Annotated in this window: 13 protein-coding genes and 2 pseudogenes; 5 read left to right on the forward strand and 10 right to left on the reverse strand. The window is 66.6% G+C overall.

What is annotated here, in order from left to right:
- Positions 1–49: 49 nt before the first annotated feature.
- Entirely contained in the window at positions 50–718 is a 669-nt protein-coding gene (locus tag ABZ340_RS07905; protein ID WP_358780875.1) for an HAD family hydrolase, read from the reverse strand.
- 385 nt (positions 719–1,103) lie between these two features.
- Positions 1,104–1,685: a TMEM165/GDT1 family protein gene (locus ABZ340_RS07910; RefSeq protein ID WP_358780876.1), complete on the reverse strand. Its 582-nt coding sequence runs from the start codon at positions 1,683–1,685 to the stop codon at positions 1,104–1,106.
- Positions 1,686–2,245: 560 nt separating this feature from the next.
- On the opposite strand from ABZ340_RS07910, the gene ABZ340_RS07915 reads away from it, so the two are divergent.
- From ABZ340_RS07915 to ABZ340_RS07925, 3 genes and pseudogenes are all read left to right on the forward strand, one after another.
- The gene (locus ABZ340_RS07915; RefSeq protein WP_358780877.1) at positions 2,246–2,890 is read left to right on the forward strand and encodes an HNH endonuclease family protein; all 645 of its coding nucleotides are present in this window, start codon (positions 2,246–2,248) and stop codon (positions 2,888–2,890) included.
- Between the two features lie 119 nt (positions 2,891–3,009).
- A pseudogene (locus tag ABZ340_RS07920) lies at positions 3,010–3,651 on the forward strand (alkaline phosphatase family protein); the annotation flags it as partial.
- A 213-nt stretch (positions 3,652–3,864) separates the two neighbouring features.
- Positions 3,865–4,101 carry a hypothetical protein gene (locus tag ABZ340_RS07925; RefSeq protein ID WP_358780878.1) on the forward strand — a complete coding sequence of 79 codons (237 nt, stop codon included), beginning with the start codon at positions 3,865–3,867 and terminating at the stop codon, positions 4,099–4,101.
- Positions 4,102–4,453: 352 nt separating this feature from the next.
- Here ABZ340_RS07925 and ABZ340_RS07930 read toward each other — a convergent pair whose 3' ends face one another.
- The 8 genes from ABZ340_RS07930 to ABZ340_RS07965 all read right to left on the reverse strand — a co-directional run bounded on the left by ABZ340_RS07930 (position 4,454) and on the right by ABZ340_RS07965 (position 13,108).
- The gene (locus ABZ340_RS07930; protein ID WP_358780879.1) at positions 4,454–4,801 is read right to left on the reverse strand and encodes a hypothetical protein; all 348 of its coding nucleotides are present in this window, start codon (positions 4,799–4,801) and stop codon (positions 4,454–4,456) included.
- 130 nt (positions 4,802–4,931) lie between these two features.
- Positions 4,932–6,146, reverse strand: a complete 1,215-nt coding sequence (locus ABZ340_RS07935; protein ID WP_358780880.1) for a helix-turn-helix transcriptional regulator — start codon at positions 6,144–6,146, stop codon at positions 4,932–4,934.
- Between the two features lie 190 nt (positions 6,147–6,336).
- Positions 6,337–6,819 (reverse strand): P27 family phage terminase small subunit, encoded by a 483-nt coding sequence (locus ABZ340_RS07940; protein WP_358780881.1) that lies wholly within the window; start codon positions 6,817–6,819, stop codon positions 6,337–6,339.
- A 636-nt stretch (positions 6,820–7,455) separates the two neighbouring features.
- Positions 7,456–7,743, reverse strand: a complete 288-nt coding sequence (locus ABZ340_RS07945) for a hypothetical protein (protein ID WP_358780882.1) — start codon at positions 7,741–7,743, stop codon at positions 7,456–7,458.
- Between the two features lie 365 nt (positions 7,744–8,108).
- Positions 8,109–9,014 carry a major capsid protein gene (locus tag ABZ340_RS07950; RefSeq protein WP_358780883.1) on the reverse strand — a complete coding sequence of 302 codons (906 nt, stop codon included), beginning with the start codon at positions 9,012–9,014 and terminating at the stop codon, positions 8,109–8,111.
- Positions 9,015–9,782: 768 nt separating this feature from the next.
- Positions 9,783–10,265 (reverse strand): hypothetical protein, encoded by a 483-nt coding sequence (locus ABZ340_RS07955; RefSeq protein WP_358780884.1) that lies wholly within the window; start codon positions 10,263–10,265, stop codon positions 9,783–9,785.
- 970 nt (positions 10,266–11,235) lie between these two features.
- Positions 11,236–11,460 (reverse strand): hypothetical protein, encoded by a 225-nt coding sequence (locus ABZ340_RS07960; RefSeq protein ID WP_358780885.1) that lies wholly within the window; start codon positions 11,458–11,460, stop codon positions 11,236–11,238.
- Positions 11,461–11,533: 73 nt separating this feature from the next.
- Positions 11,534–13,108: a recombinase family protein gene (locus ABZ340_RS07965; protein ID WP_358780886.1), complete on the reverse strand. Its 1,575-nt coding sequence runs from the start codon at positions 13,106–13,108 to the stop codon at positions 11,534–11,536.
- A 97-nt stretch (positions 13,109–13,205) separates the two neighbouring features.
- On the opposite strand from ABZ340_RS07965, the pseudogene ABZ340_RS07970 reads away from it, so the two are divergent.
- Positions 13,206–14,216 (forward strand): annotated as a pseudogene (locus ABZ340_RS07970) (alkaline phosphatase family protein); the annotation flags it as partial.
- Between the two features lie 123 nt (positions 14,217–14,339).
- A complete protein-coding gene (locus tag ABZ340_RS07975; protein WP_358780887.1) occupies positions 14,340–14,825 on the forward strand; it encodes a DoxX family protein in 486 nt (161 codons plus the stop codon).
- The last annotated feature ends 52 nt before the right edge of the window (positions 14,826–14,877 follow it).

Below are 14,877 nucleotides of genomic sequence, written 5' to 3' on the forward strand. Positions count from 1 at the left end.
CCGGACCGCGAACCGGAAGACCGGGCCGCGAACCGGAAGACCGCTCGGCTCAGCCGGCCGCTCGGACGTGCAGCAGGATCGTTCCGTCCGGCCCGGCCTCGACCCGCAGCCGCGTCAGGTCCGGGACGAGTACGTCGGGGCGGTGGGCGCCGGCCCGGGGGCCGATCCCGACCACCCGCATCCCGGCGGCGCGCGCGGCCGTGATACCGGCGCCGGAGTCCTCGAAGACGACGCAGTCGGCGGGGTCGACGCCGAGTTCGGCGGCGCCCTTGAGGAAGCCCTCGGGGTCGGGCTTGCTGGCGCCGACGGACTCCGCGGTGATGCGCACCTCGGGCATGCCGAGCCCGGCGGCGGCCATGCGCGCCGTGGACAGGGCGACGTTCGCCGAGGTCACGAGGGCGTGCGGCAGTCCGCGCAGCGAGGCGAGGAACTCCGGCGCCCCGGGGATGGGCACGACGCCCTCGGTGTCGGCGGTCTCCTCGGCCAGCAGGCGCGCGTTGTCGGCGCGGTTGTGCTCCATGGGCCGGTCGGGCAGCAGCAGCGCCATGGAGGCGTAGCCCTGCCGCCCGTGGACGACCTTCATGACCTCGTCGCCGTCCAGCCCGTGCAGGCCCGCCCAGCGCCGCCAGACGCGTTCGACCGAGGCGTCGGAGTTGACGAGGGTGCCGTCCATGTCCAGCAGCAGGGCGCGGGCGGTGAGAACGGAAGTGGCCGTCATGGGCAGGGCTCCAAGGCGCGAATGAGGGGCTCACGGGTGTGTCCCCGAGTACAAGGCGGCCCCGCCCGCCGGTCAGGGAGAACGGGCGGGAGCCACTTTGTTCCTCCACGGTACAAAACGCGACCGCCCTCGCGCCACCGGCACCCCCGGCCGTTCACCCGCCCTTCGGCCCGGCGCGGGCGCTCCCCGCCGCCCGCACCGGCCCTGAAGACCGGCGCGCCCCTCCCCTCACCAGCCCCGTCGGCCCCGGAGACCGACACGGACACCCCCTCACCAGCCCCGTCGGCCCCGGAGACCGACACGGACACCCCCTCACCAGCCCCGTCGACCCCGGAGACCGACACCCCGTCACCCCCGCCACCCCCCGGCCGGCCTCCGCCCGCGCTCATCCGGTCACGGCCTCCCACAGGCTCCACAGCCCCAACCCCAGCATCAGCAGGGCCGCGATCTGGGTGATCAGCCGCAGCGGCACCCGCTTCATCAGCGCCTTTCCGCCGACGATGCCGAGTCCGGCGACCGCCCACAGCGCGAGCACCGCGCCCAGGCCGACGGAGAGCGGGTCGTCGTAGCGGGCCGCGAGGTTGGCCGTCATGATCTGGGTGAGGTCGCCGAACTCGGCGACCAGGATGAGCATGAAGCCCGCTCCCGAGACCTTCCAGAAGGACTGGTTCTCCGGCTTGCGGATCTCCTCGTCGTCCTCGTCCTTCTTCATCAGCAGCATCGCGGCGCCGCCCAGGAACAGCACGCCGGTGAGCGCGTGCACCAGCTGCTGCGGGAGCAGGGTGAGCACGCTGCCGGCCGCGACGGCGAGCGCGACGTGCAGCGCGAAGGCGGCGGCGACACCGGCGAAGACGTACGACGCGCGGTAGCGGGTGCCGAGGACGAGACCGGCGAGGGCGGTCTTGTCGGGCAGCTCGGCGAGGAAGACGACGCCGAAGACGAGCGCCGTCACAGTGAAGCTGATCAACGATTCCTCAATCGGTCGGGGCTGCCCCGCCGAGAGTGCTGAGCCTTGACGCAAGACACCTCGGCACGGCAGCACACGGAGCGCCCCTGCCGTGCGGGCACGGGCGTGCACTGCTTGCCGAAGGTCTCGCCGGCCGGTCTCCCGATCGAGACCTGCCTCCGGGCGCCGGCTCAGACGAGCTGAGCAGTATGTCGACGGTCCGGCGAAGAGCTACTCCCCTTCTGCGCCGTCCATGCTACGCGACGCCCGGCGCGGCCCCCAAGGGCCGGAAGACCCGCCCGACCGGACCGGAGTACACCCCTCCGTTTCGCGCCGGGGCACGCCGGATCGCCGGAACGCACGGTCGGCGCGATCCCGGCGGCGCCGCTCTCTCGCCGCTCCCGGCGCGAAATCGTCCCCCAGCCGCCCCACCGAGTCCTCCCGCACAGGGCGCCCCACCCATAGACGCGACATGTACACGTCACTAGCTTCTTACTGACCGCACATACGTGCGCCACACAGCGTGGCGAGCATTCCCCTCGCCCGCTCACCGACACCCCAACACCGCAAGGGAGTTCACCATGCGCAAGTTCTACGCGCGTCAACGGCTCGGTCTCCTCGCCGCACTCACCGGTCTCGCGGCCTCCGCCGCGCTCCTCAACGGCCCGGCCGCCTCCGCCGCCCTGCCCACCCCGATCAGCGGCGCCACCGCCCGCAGCTACCTCGCCACCCTCACCGTGGCACCCGAGGACCGCACCGGCTACGACCGCGACCTGTTCCCGCACTGGTCCACGGTCAGCGGCGCCTGCAACACCCGCGAGACGGTCCTCAAACGGGACGGCGAGAACGTCGTCACCGACTCCTCCTGCGCCGCCACCAGCGGCAGCTGGTACTCCCCCTACGACGGCGCCACCTGGACCGCCGCCTCCGACCTCGACATCGACCACCTCGTCCCGCTCGCCGAGGCGTGGGACTCCGGCGCCGACGCCTGGACCACCTCCCGGCGCCAGTCCTTCGCCAACGACCTGACCCGCCCCCAGCTCCTCGCGGTCACCGACAACGTCAACCAGGCCAAGGGCGACCAGGACCCGGCGACCTGGATGCCCTCCCGGACCGCCTACCGCTGCACCTACGTCCGCGCGTGGGTGCAGGTGAAGTACTACTACGACCTGTCGGTGGACTCCGCCGAGAAGTCGGCCCTGGAGAACCACCTCGCCGGCTGCTGAGGCCGCCCGCCCCACCGGCCGCCGGGACACCGGACCGCCGGAACCCGCCCCTCGGCCTCCGTCGTTCCGTACCGTACGGGGCGACGGCGACCGAGGGGACACCGAGGGGACAGGGACACATGGCCACACTGCGCCTGGGACCGCTGCTGAGGTACGTCGACGGTTCGTCCGCGACCGTGTGGGTCGAGGCGGGCCGCCCGTGCACCGCCGAGGTGCGCTGCGCCGACGGCGCCCGCGGCACGGCCCGCACCTTCCAGGTCGCGGGCCACCACTACGCCCTGGTCCCGGTGACCGGCCTGACGCCGGGCACCTCCACGGCGTACGAGGTGTTCCTCGACGGCGCGCCCGTGTGGCCGCCGCCCGACGCGCGCCCGTCCGGCTTCCCGCCCTCCGTGATCCGCACGCCGGGCGAGGGCGACGCCGTCCGGATCGTCTTCGGCTCCTGCCGCTGGGCCGCTCCGCCGGCCGACGAGAAGGACCCGGCCGGCCCCGACGCGCTGGACACCCTGGCCGCCCGCCTCGCGGCCGATCCGGCGGGCGAACGGCCCGACGTCCTGGTGCTGCTCGGCGACCAGGTCTACGCCGACGAGACCTCCGACGCCACCCGCCGCTGGCTCGCCACCCGCCGCGACCTGCGCAAGCCTCCCGGCAACCAGGTCGCGGACTACGAGGAGTACACCCACCTGTACCACGAGTCGTGGCTCGACCCCCAGGTGCGCTGGCTGCTCTCCACGGTGCCCAGCTGCATGATCTTCGACGATCCGAAAGCAACGGACTACCAGTTCTAGCACAAACGGCCTGGTCAGCGCACCGCTACAGCAGCCGCACCGCCCCTTGCACGCGCTGAAAACGACGCCCACCGACAGCCCGCGCACGCCTAGCCTGTTGTGGTCACTGAAAACGCCCCGGCGGGAAGGGTGAGAGCTTCCGCACCGGGGCTTACCGACTGGTTGGGAGTCGGCATGCCTGAGCCTATGGCAGAACGCACGGAAGAACATCTGATCAGGGCAGCGCGAAACGATGCCGCCTATGCGCTGGTCATGGTGGAGCGGCCGGAAACCACACGCGCTGATCTGTGCCTGTTGGTTCGCAAGTTGGCCGGGGCCGTGAACGATGTGGCCAGCGTGGCAGACCTTCGCGGGGAACGGCTCAACTCCCCCGCAGCAAAAGCCCTCGAACGAGCGCTCCTTACCGCCTTCGGCCAGCGATGACGAATGGCCCCGCCCATGCGCCACGGGGGAGGCACACAGACGGGGCCGTAAGCCCGCCCCTACCGCGCTGCACCGCCGCAGACACGGGAGGGGCGGGAGTCTCACCAGCCGAGAGGTTCCAGGGTTCCGCCAGCGCATGACGGGCAAGCCACTTGGCATGTGCCCCGGCAGGCTTCACAGCCCGCGAAACCGAAACACTCGGGGCACCAGATCACCCGCTTTCCGGCGCACACTCCGCACAGCTTCGGCAGCGCGTCCAGGAAATCCAGCAAGGTACGTGCGCGCGGCGGGTCGAATGGGCGACGGCCAGCGCGAGGCTTTCGCTTGGTCGGCCGCTCTGGAGCCGTAGTCATCAAACGCCCTCAGCGGCGCTCTCGCTGCCGTTCTCCGGTTCCTCGAAGTCTGGCACCGGGAGGCGCATTCCCCGGCTCTCAGCGACCCTCAGAGCGTCCCGCAGACACTCAGCGAGCCGGACCCCGGCGTACCTCACCTCAGCGTGCGGAGACAGCGGGTCGGCCAGCACCTTGGATGCTTCCTTCAACACGTCTGCGCCCATCGAGAGTTGGACGGCCTCCATCTCGTCAGCAAGCCGGGAAAGGACACTCGGCCTGCCGTCCGTGCTGAGGAAACAGGGCTTCCCTGTCTCCGTCTCCCAGGGGAGCAAGCGCGCTTGCATCGCGTCTGCCGTACGCTCGTTCATGGCTCTACCTGCCTCTCAGGTGGGGTCCACGCCCCCGGACGTTCGCAGCGTCGCGGGGGTCTTTGCATCAAGCCAGCGAACCGTGAGAGGCAGGAGTGAGACAGGGACGCAACGTCCTACTTTCGCGCCGCTAGTTGGCCACCCCCAGGAACTCAGCAAGCTTCCGCAGACCCGGCGGATGCGACGGCCCGGCCCACAAATCGCTCACGATTGCGACCGCGAGCGTGTGATGACGCATCCAACCCGGTGCGATCCGGCGCAGCCTCTCAAGGGCCTTTACGGCCCCCTCGGCGTCCCCTAGGTCGGCGTGTGCCCGCGCCACGTCCAACAGCAGCCAGGTACGCCACGAAGGGGGCGTGTCCGCACTAAGCCGCATTCCCTTAGCCAGCGCTAGGGCTTCTTCGGGGCGGGCGTGCTGAACAGCGAGGCGTACACGCTCAATTCGCACGGACGACTTGCTGAATACCGACACCATCTTGCCGTCAGCGGGAGGGGGAAGCGCGGCGAGTCGCTTGGTCGCATCCTCCGCTGTCGTCATCATTTCGTTTGCCGTGTCGTAGTCCCCGGAACGGGCGGCGGAAGTGGCAGCGGACATGATGAGTCCGCCCCAAACCTTCAATCCTTCGGCCGTATTCCCTTGCTCGTGCTCCACACGGTCAGCGGCATAGACAGCTAGGTGACCAGCGTCATCGAGTCGGTTTTGCCGCTGATAGTTCCATGCCACGCTGTTACTGATCATCGCGGGCAACAGCGGGTCAGACGACTCTGAAGCGGCGTTCATCGCACGCTCAAGGGCTGACAGCGCAAGGTCAGTTTTGCCCAGCCGGATAGCCAGATGGCCCGCCAATTGCAGGGCTTTCCCAAGGGCCGCTTGCCCTGCCGCCTTTTCATCGGCGTTTCCGACTGCCGCAGCAAAACGAGCGTCAGCAATGATCCCCGGCAACACATCCATGACACGGCCGAATTCGGCATCGTGGTACAGCGTCCAAGCGTCGGCAATCTCGCGGCGCAGCAAGGGAAGGGACAGCCGCTCAACACCCGTCGGCTCCGGAGGCGGGGCGAACAGCGGCGGCATGATCGCTCGCCGGACAGCGACCAATTGGGGCGGGTCCGCCTCGCCGGTCGACGGCACGCCGGGCGGGTCCCCGAGAAGGGCTGTCAGCTCGACGCCTAGGCCACGAGACAACGCGTGCAGGGTTGGCAGTCGGGCACTGTGCTTGCGCTTCTGCTCAAGCTTCCTGATCACGTCAGCAGACACGCCGGAGCGTTCCGCCAACCCCTCTTGAGTGAGGTCTGCCAGTCGGCGTAGACGAGCCAGCCGGTCACCCAGGTGTTCACTCCCCATGCCGACACGCTACCCCCCAGTGCGCCCGGCGAACGAGAATCTGACATTTCATCAGCTTTGCGCTACCGGCCAAACCGGAAGCACACATTCCGGTATTCCGGATACAGAAAAAGCCCCGCACCGGCCACCAGTGAGGCAGCGGGTACGGGGCTACAGTCATGCGGACATTTCCAGATAGCGACGGCCGGTCTCAGTCCCAAATATCGTCCTCATCCTCGCTGGTTCCAGGCGCATCCAACTTTGTTGCAGCGGCGGGAGTCAGTCCGAGTTCTCCAGCAAGCCGAATAAGCGCCATGCGGAGCTGAGGCACACTCGACATCAACGGATGGCGAACCTTGCTTTCCCCACGGGCACCAGGGACCGTGAGCCCATCCGCGCTGATCTGCCGGTTAACCTCACGAAGCTGAACGGCAGTCATTACGTACTCAACAGCGGCAAGCGACTGAGTGTCTGTGAGGCCAGCCGAAGCGACCAGGGCCGGAACCGTACGGGACCAAATATCGGCGGCATCCTCACGCATACGCCGGGCGGCCTTAGTCCGGCCAGGAATCAGGTACTCCCAGTCAGGTTCTACCGGAGGCGTAGGAGCGAAACGGACGCCTTCCGTCTGCCGGTCGGACCGGAAGGTTCCTTCGCGCACAGCCTGAAGATATGGCTTTCGATGTGCGGGCATGAAATCGAGCCTTTCTCAAGACGGAACAAGGAGAATTGCCATAGAGCTACAGGGCGAAGCCAGCGAGGCAGGAGAATCCGGAATCGAAAAGGGGGCCACTGGCCGTGACGAGAACATGTCGAACTGCCACGCTAGCTTTCTCCCTCCCTGCCGGTCTTCCGCAAGGCGGGTCGGGGGTACCCCGCCAGGGGTGGCAGTGGCAGCGTGCGAGGATGCCCAGCCATTCCGCCACAACGCGCGTCAGCCGAAGTCTCTACGCGACTGCTGCCGTTCCGCTGCCCAACCACCAGGTTGAAGCCGCGCGGTTTCCCGGTCATGGCAAGGCTTGCACAAAGGTCGAAGATGCTTAGGCGCATCAGGGTTCGGCTCACCCATTGCTTTCAATTGCTTCCGGCTCAGCGGCCAGTGGTCAGCGACCGTGGCTTGCCGACCGCACAACGTGCACCACGGATGCGCGTACAGGAAAGCCTTTCGCTTCCGCTGCCAAGCAATGTCATAGCCTCGCTCGCTTGCGCTGCCTCGCTGTCGCTCACGCTGCCGTCTGTGCTCAGGGCATGGACCGCCATTCGTCAGCGCACTGCATCCCGGCTGACTGCACGGTGTTCTAGGTTTCCTTGGCATTGCTCCGGTTGGTTATCAGTTAGGGGGCGGGGCATCCGTGATAGCCCGGTATAGCTCCGCATCGCTAAGCCCCCGGATATCGGCTATGGCGTCTGTGACCTCTTGCGTATCGTCCAGGGCGGCCAGTTCGTTTTCAGCAACGCAGAGCATTTCCCGCATTGCCTGCACAAGCCGCGAGGCTCTGTCGGAATCCACATCCCTGCCAGCGAGCATGAGCCGTAGTTCCTCGGCATAGTCGCGCGCATAGGTCAGGCATTGGGCTAGAGACTCCGCGTGCGAGGGGGCGCAGTCGTCAGCGATCACTAGGACTCTCCTTCACGCCAGCACACAGGCCAGCGAACACACGGGGAAGCAAAAGCACAGGTCAGAGAATGTGGGGTTTCTCGCCGGCTGTGGGTCTCTGGTCGCATCAGTGAACGGTCCGGCGCTCCTGCCAATCGGTGAAGCACTCGGCACACATGGACCGCCGGTAGCCAGGGAAGTCAGGATCTCGTCCCTGTGCTATCAGCTCAGCGCGAGACAGCGGGTAGTACACAGAAACAACGGCTGGCTTATCTGGCAGGTGGGGCCGACTGCACATCTGGCAGAACGGACTAACGCTGTGACGTCTCATGCCGACTCCAAAAGGAAAAGCCCCCCGGCCTGAACAGACCAGAGGGCAGAAACCATCAGGCACCAACGTTCGTCAGGCGAGCCGCAGCGCGACCACCGAAAACAGCAATGCCACAGTAGAACTCAACACGAGTGCGGTAGACAGGCTTATCGTGGGCTTCGCCTAGGTCGTAGGCGTCAACGCCACCGTTCGTAAGTCCGCTCACCGCCTGGTCAGCCTCGCCGTTTCCGTAACGGACCGCGTAAATCTCAGTGGCCGGGAGAATGTCCGTGCCATCCGCGCGCTGGCCAGCATCGAACATCGGAATTCCATTCCAGGCCGGAGCGGTCTTGCCGACGATATCGGACATCAGCATTTCGCCCCCGCCTAGTCGCCGGTAGCCGGACCGCACCTTGGCCAGCAGAGCGCCATTCATGTAGATAGCGCCATTCTGTGCGTTGATTCCGGGAACGGCACCGACAAGGGCGTCTAGCTTGTCAAAGAAGTCATATCCGCCAGAGACCGGCTCGACCCCGCCAGCGTCGAGAACCTGAGCACCAGTAAGCCGCTTGCGGAGTCCGTCGAACGACTTCGGGTTAACAGCGGTGTCCCCGTTGAAGAAGGTGTCAGAAAACAGCATACTCGCTGCCTTGACCTTCATCTGAGTCTGGACCGACCGCTGATCGTTCAGGTCGCTACGGGTCTTTGCAATGAAGCGGTCGACGTCAGCGTCACCGCCGAGAATAACCAGGTTCTCAATTCGCTGGTTTACCGTACCGGTCGACTCGGCGTAGCCCTCATTAACACCGCGGAACTCAACGCCCGGAAGGGTTGCCTCTTCGTTGTAGGCGAAGTGCGTACCCTCCACCTGAAGCATCGGCAGCCGGTCGAGAATGGGGGAGGTCTGAACGAAAGTCTCGATAACGCCCCGCTGTAGGTCATCCTGAGATAGCAGGGCGGACTGAGCTAGAGTAATAGCCATTCGTGAAATCTCGATTCAGGGATTAGTGAACAGGTCGAAACGTCCACCACATGCCTGAGATCGCCTCAGCGCCGAGACGTCGCATCTCGGATTCGCGGGGACAGTAGAAAGGCCCGCAGGCCAAAGAAGGGGCCTCTTACTGGGCAGGCATCGTGCCCGAACCCAGTAAGAGGCGAGAGGAGTTACCGGGGCATGGCTCACCCCGCTGAGCACCTACTTTTTTAGTAGGTGGTACGGAGGGCAAGGCGCTTCACAGGCTGGCTGCCGTGCCCCCAAGCGACTTTGTATCCTGTCGCCAGGATCAGCCGACGGAACGCACCCAGAGGAAACAACTTGTATGCGTGGCTGACTGCCCACTGATCAGCAGCGAGCCAAAGCTGAATAAGTTCAACTTCCGAGTTGGCCCGTTCCTCTGCGACTTCCGGAAGCGCAGCACTGAAGGCCGGGATAAGCGCCCGGTCTTCAGTCCTGAGAAGTACCACGCGCAGCCTCCAAGTACAGACGGGCCAATTCATCGAGCACAGCGAAGGAACGCAGAACCTCCGTGCGCTCTCGCTCATCCGCTGGCATAACCGTGTGGGATTGCAGGACACTCAGCGCACGATGGGCCGCGTACGGCTCAATGCGCGGCACGTTCCCGCTCCTGCACCTTCCGCTCGTAGGCGCTCACCAGAAGCTTGTGAACAGCCTTCTCCCGACGCCGGGAGACCCGGCCGTAACGCCGCCCTAGACCATCGAATCGGAAAAAGTCTCGCATGTGGATTCTCCTCACTGCTCCGCGCGAAGCTGCGCATTTTGTTCGTACGCCCGCCTGATTCGCTCGTGCGCGGCCTTTACAGCAGCGGGAGACGGGCGACCGTGCGGGTTGCTGCCCCATCCGGTTTCCGCATACCAAGCCTCTGCGGCCTCGATGGCCCGAGCCCGAGACTCTGCCGCAGACCTACGCTGTTCGTCGCTGACACGGGCGTACGCCTCGCGCTTGCGCTGCTCAAGTTCACGCTTCAGGGCTGCGCCCGAAAACCGCTTGTGCGCCCAGTCGAAAGACCGATGGCAGCGGCGACACATGGCAACGTAGTAATTCGTGTTCACCGAATACACCCGCCCGCCATCGCGGATCTCGTTCGGGTCATTGTGAGTGTAGGCGTGATCCTGGGCGTCAAGCCCACACCAGGCGCAGGCGTTGTGCCTGGCAAGCCCATGCACCTTGTCTACTTGTCGGTGTGCTTGGTAGTAGCCGATCTCGGCAGTCATGAAAAGTCTTCTTTCTGGCGGTAATAAAAAACGCCCCTGTGCCCAGGGAGCACGCTTCTGAACCCGCCAGAAATCAGAAGGCACTCAACCCGGACACAGGGGCTATAGAGCGGCGATCCTTAACCCCGTCGCCTAGGGTGGATTTTGGCTGCGAATCCTGGCGGGGCAGCAATGCGAGGGGGAGGAACCTCAACCCCTCTCACTAACCCTCTAGCCAGTCGAAAGCCCGGAGCCGGCCGTTTTGGCGGGATTTCTCGACAGCTACAGGTAAAGAGTTGGCAAAGTATTTTCAGCGGGGAGTGGTGAAGTGGCGAACTGAACGCTGCCCGGCCATTGGGCTATAGTTTTTTATCCCGGTTGGCTGCGGAGCCCCATTTCACCACTTCACCACTCTGTGCAGGTCACAGAGCCTGTCCGCTGATAGCCCGCTGAGCGGTTCACCACAAAGTGCACTTTCTGGGGGTAGTGAAAGCCCGTTAGCTTCAATCGAGGGATGGCTGATCCTCCCGCGCTGCGGGTTTCCCCTCCCTTGCCCCGCTGAAGGCCCTATGCGGCCGTCTGAGCCGCTTTCGCTGCGTCGCTGGACTCTCCGTCGCGCCCGATGCTTCCGGCCCGTCAGAGAGGCGTACAGGCTCCCGTAGGGCTGTTTCTGATGGCCCGCCAGTTCTGACAACCGGCCAGCCCCTTCAGCGGCCGTCTGAGCGCCTTGCACCGTCGCCCCGGACAGTCAGTCGCGGGAGACCCTGAACGGCCGTCAGAGGGCCGTCTGAGGGCACGATAAAGCCCCCCGCCCGGATTCCCAGACAGGGGGCTGATGGTTGGGGGCTGTGCCTAGGCGGCCAGCGCTTCCAGTCGGGCTATCCGCTCCCGCATACCGGCGACGCCTCACCGGCCCTCACGCGGGCGTACAGGACGTTCAGCCGCGCCGTCACGTACTGGGACTCAAGGTCCCGGTATTCCGCCTCGCTGTTCATCGGGCTTCCAGCACCTTCCGCGCGTAGGCCGTGAACTCTTCCCAGCCGTTCCCCTGGAAGTCCGGCAGCGCCGACCACAGGGTGACCCGCGCTATCTGCTGCGCTTCCTCGCTGTCCGCGTATTCCCGGATCAGGTCTTCCAGCGCGCTGAGCGCAACGGCCGTTGCGTCGGAGTCGCCAGCAATAGCGGCGGCAAGTGCGGAATTCGCGTCGATGTGCATTATTCTGGTGTCTCCCTTCACTGGGACACCGGCCCGGTCTACTCGTCACAGTCCGGCCGGGCCGGTGACAGTCTTAGGCTAGCCTCTCGATTTCCAGTTCCCGGGCAATGGCTTCCAGCGCATCCCCTGCTTCGGCGAAGAGCGGGTGACGGATTTCCAGTTCCACCCGTCGCTCATCCAGCTTCCGCCAGCCCCCCGGCGTTCCCCGCTTGACCGACAGATACGCTCCTGCCTGAATCAGCATCTTCCGCCGTTCGGTTGTGTCGGCCTTAGCCCACTTTTCCGCGTAGGTTCGGCCAGTACGGATTTCCTCCATGCGCGGCTCTACCTTTTCGCGCGATTCCAGTTCAGCCAGTCGTGCGTCAAGTGCGTCTGCATGGCGCTGCCAAGCTTCACGCGCTGCATTACTGCGCTGGCGCCCCTGCTGTGCCATATGGGCTTCGTACTCCGCCAGCGTGGCGTCAATCTCGGGCTGAGGGTCATAGCCGGGAATCACGCGCTTTTCCGTGATCTCCAGTTGCCCCAGGATTCGCAGGAATTCGCGGGTCACGTATTCGTCCACCCAGTCAGCGCGAATGTTCATGGGGTGCTTGCAGACTTCCCCACGGGAGGATGCCCCGCACCTGTACGTAGGACGCTGGCCGGGCTTGCCCTCTTGCCGGTTCAGGTACATGCGGCCCCCACAACCAGCGCAATGCACGATGCCGAACAGCAGTGCATTCGTATCCGTCCGGACCGCATTGTTGATGCTGCGCTCATTGAGCAACGCCTGTACGCGGTCGAATTCAGCGCGGGTCAGGATCGGCTCACGCGTCGCCATGACCGGCTTTCCTTCGCTGTCTCGTACCGGCTTGCCCTTGCTGACCTTCCAGCCAATGAGCGCTTCGCTCCGAAGCATGCGCGCAATGGTGGCGGCATTCCACTTGATGGGCTTCTTGATTTCGCGACCCTTGAACTTCGACCAGTGGTCAGCCGGGGACAGGATGCCGTCTGCGTTCAACTGAATCGCAATGGCGTTCGCTGTCTTGCCGTCGATAAGCGCCGCAATGATTCGCTCGATAACGGCCACGGCTTCCGGGTCTTGGACCAAGGTCCAGCCGCCACCTTCCAGCGGCTCAGGCTTGTAGCCATAGGGCGCCCGGGAACCCCGCCAGCGAAGGGGCATGAGCCTCATTGCCGCCTGAGCGCCGATTACGCGTTCCCGGATGCTATGAGCTTCCATCTGCGCAGCGAAAGCAAACAGCGTGACCATGAGCTGTGCCATGGGGTCCAGCGGGTTGCGGAAGTCCAGCACCAGGCGACCGCCCGGCCCCTCAGCGAACACGATCATTTTCCGGTGATCGCGCGCCCATTTGGCAAGTTCATGCATGTCATCCATGGACCGAATGGCACGGTCAAAGCGCCAGAACATCAGCGCGTCGAATTCGTCCGGGCGCTGAAGCCAGGAACCCAATTCCTTGCGCTCAAAGGGCGTGGTCTTGCTGGCGCTGACGCCCAGATCCACGGCTTCCCGGTCGGCAAGGTCAATGCCCAGAGCGGCGGCAGAGCCCTGGTTGGCCGCGCGCTGGCGTTCCGGGCTGGTGGTCTCGTCGGTCAGGACAGACAGGCGGAGGCAGGACACGCCCCGGAGTGCAGTCGTGGTGCTCATACTGATGAGCGAGCGAGTCGAACGCCTTGCACCTCTGAGCTGCGATGATGCCGTCATGTCGGCCTACTCCCAGAACAGCTAGTTGGGAGCTTCCGGAGACCACGACGTCGTCGACGACTGGAACACTTCCGCCGCCTGGCTCGCCGACATGCGGGCCACCGGCTGGTGGCGCGAACGGGTGCTGAGCGGCCTGATGTCGTACTGGGTCCACCAGCACCTGGGCAACCTGTCCCCGGACGAGCTGGCCGCCGACCCGCTGTACGCCGCCGTGCGCCGCACCCCCGACGGCACGGACGTGCTGCGCGCCTTCGCCGCCCGGGCGGACGCCGATCCGGCCGGCGTCCGCTGGAGCTACCGGCGCGACTTCGGCCGCGTACGGCTGCTGATGGTCGACACCCGGGCGGCCCGGGTCCTCGACGAGAAACACCGGGCGATGCTCGACGCCGGCGAGGCCGCCTGGCTGCGCGAGCAGATGCCGTCCGGGCCGGACTCCTGCGACCACCTCCTCATCGGCACCTCCCTGCCCTGGCTGCTGCCCCCGCTGGTGCACGACGCCGAGACCTGGGACGCCCTCCTGTGCCGGGGCGGGAAGGGCGCGCGCTGGGCGCGGTTCGGGGAGAAGCTGCGGCGGGCCGCGGACCTGGAGCACTGGGCGGCGTTCCCGGAGTCCTTCGCCGCGCTGGCCGAGCTGATCGCCGAGGCCGGTACGGGGCCGGGGGCGCCCGCGACGGTGGCCGTGCTGTCGGGAGACGTCCACCACGCCTACATCGCCGAGCCGTCCTGGCCTGGCCGCGGGCCGGACGCCCGGGTGGTGCAGCTGACCTGCTCCCCCGTCCACAACTCCGTTCCCCTGTCGATGCGCCTCGGCTTCCGGTTCGGCTGGAGCGTCCCGGCCCGCGCCCTCGGCCGGTGCCTCGCCCGCCACGCGCGCGCCCCCCGGCCGCCGGTCCGCTGGCGGAAGACCGGCGGACCCTGGTTCGGCAACCAGTTCATGACGCTGACGCTGCGCGGCCGCTCGGCGCGGCTGCGGCTGGAACAGGCGCGGGCGGAGCGCGGCGAGGGCCGGGGCGCGGCACTGCGGACGGTCGCCGAGACCGACCTCGCCTGACCCCCACAACCGAATGTTGAAGTTGCAAGAACTTGTTAGGCGTGCCTAACGTGGGTCGCCCAGTCGGTTCCTCCCCAGACCGGTCCTTTCACTGACCGGCCCGACCGAAGGAGCACCCCCCACATGACCGCACGCCTCGACCACGCGCAGCCGTATGTCCTCGGCCTCTTCCGCATCGTCGTCGGCCTGCTCTTCGCCTGCCACGGGGCCGCCGCCCTCTTCGGCGTGCTCGGCGGTGCGGCGGGCACCGGCGGAGGCACCGTCGAGACGGGCGCCTGGCCGGCCTGGTACGCGGCCGTGATCCAGCTGGCCGGCGGCGGCCTCGTCCTGCTCGGCCTCGGCACGCGGGCCGCCGCGTTCGTCGCCTCGGGTTCCATGGCGTACGCGTACTTCAAGGTCCACCAGCCCGGCGCCCTGTGGCCGATGGAGAACGGCGGCGAGGCGTCCGCCCTGTTCTGCTGGGCCTTCCTGCTGCTGGTGTTCACCGGCTCCGGTGCCTTCGGCCTGGACCGGCTGCCGGCCCGGCGCGCGGCGGCGCAGGACGGTCCGGCCGGGCCGGCCGGACCGTCCGGACCGGCCGCGGAGCGGCAGACCCCGGTCGCCGCCTGAACCGGCCGGACGCTTCCGCCGTCCCGTGGTGCCCTCCCCGCCCGGGGAGGGC

It is taken from the genome of Streptomyces sp. NPDC006134 (assembly GCF_040628835.1).
In the GTDB taxonomy this organism is placed as follows: Bacteria; Actinomycetota; Actinomycetes; order Streptomycetales; family Streptomycetaceae; genus Streptomyces.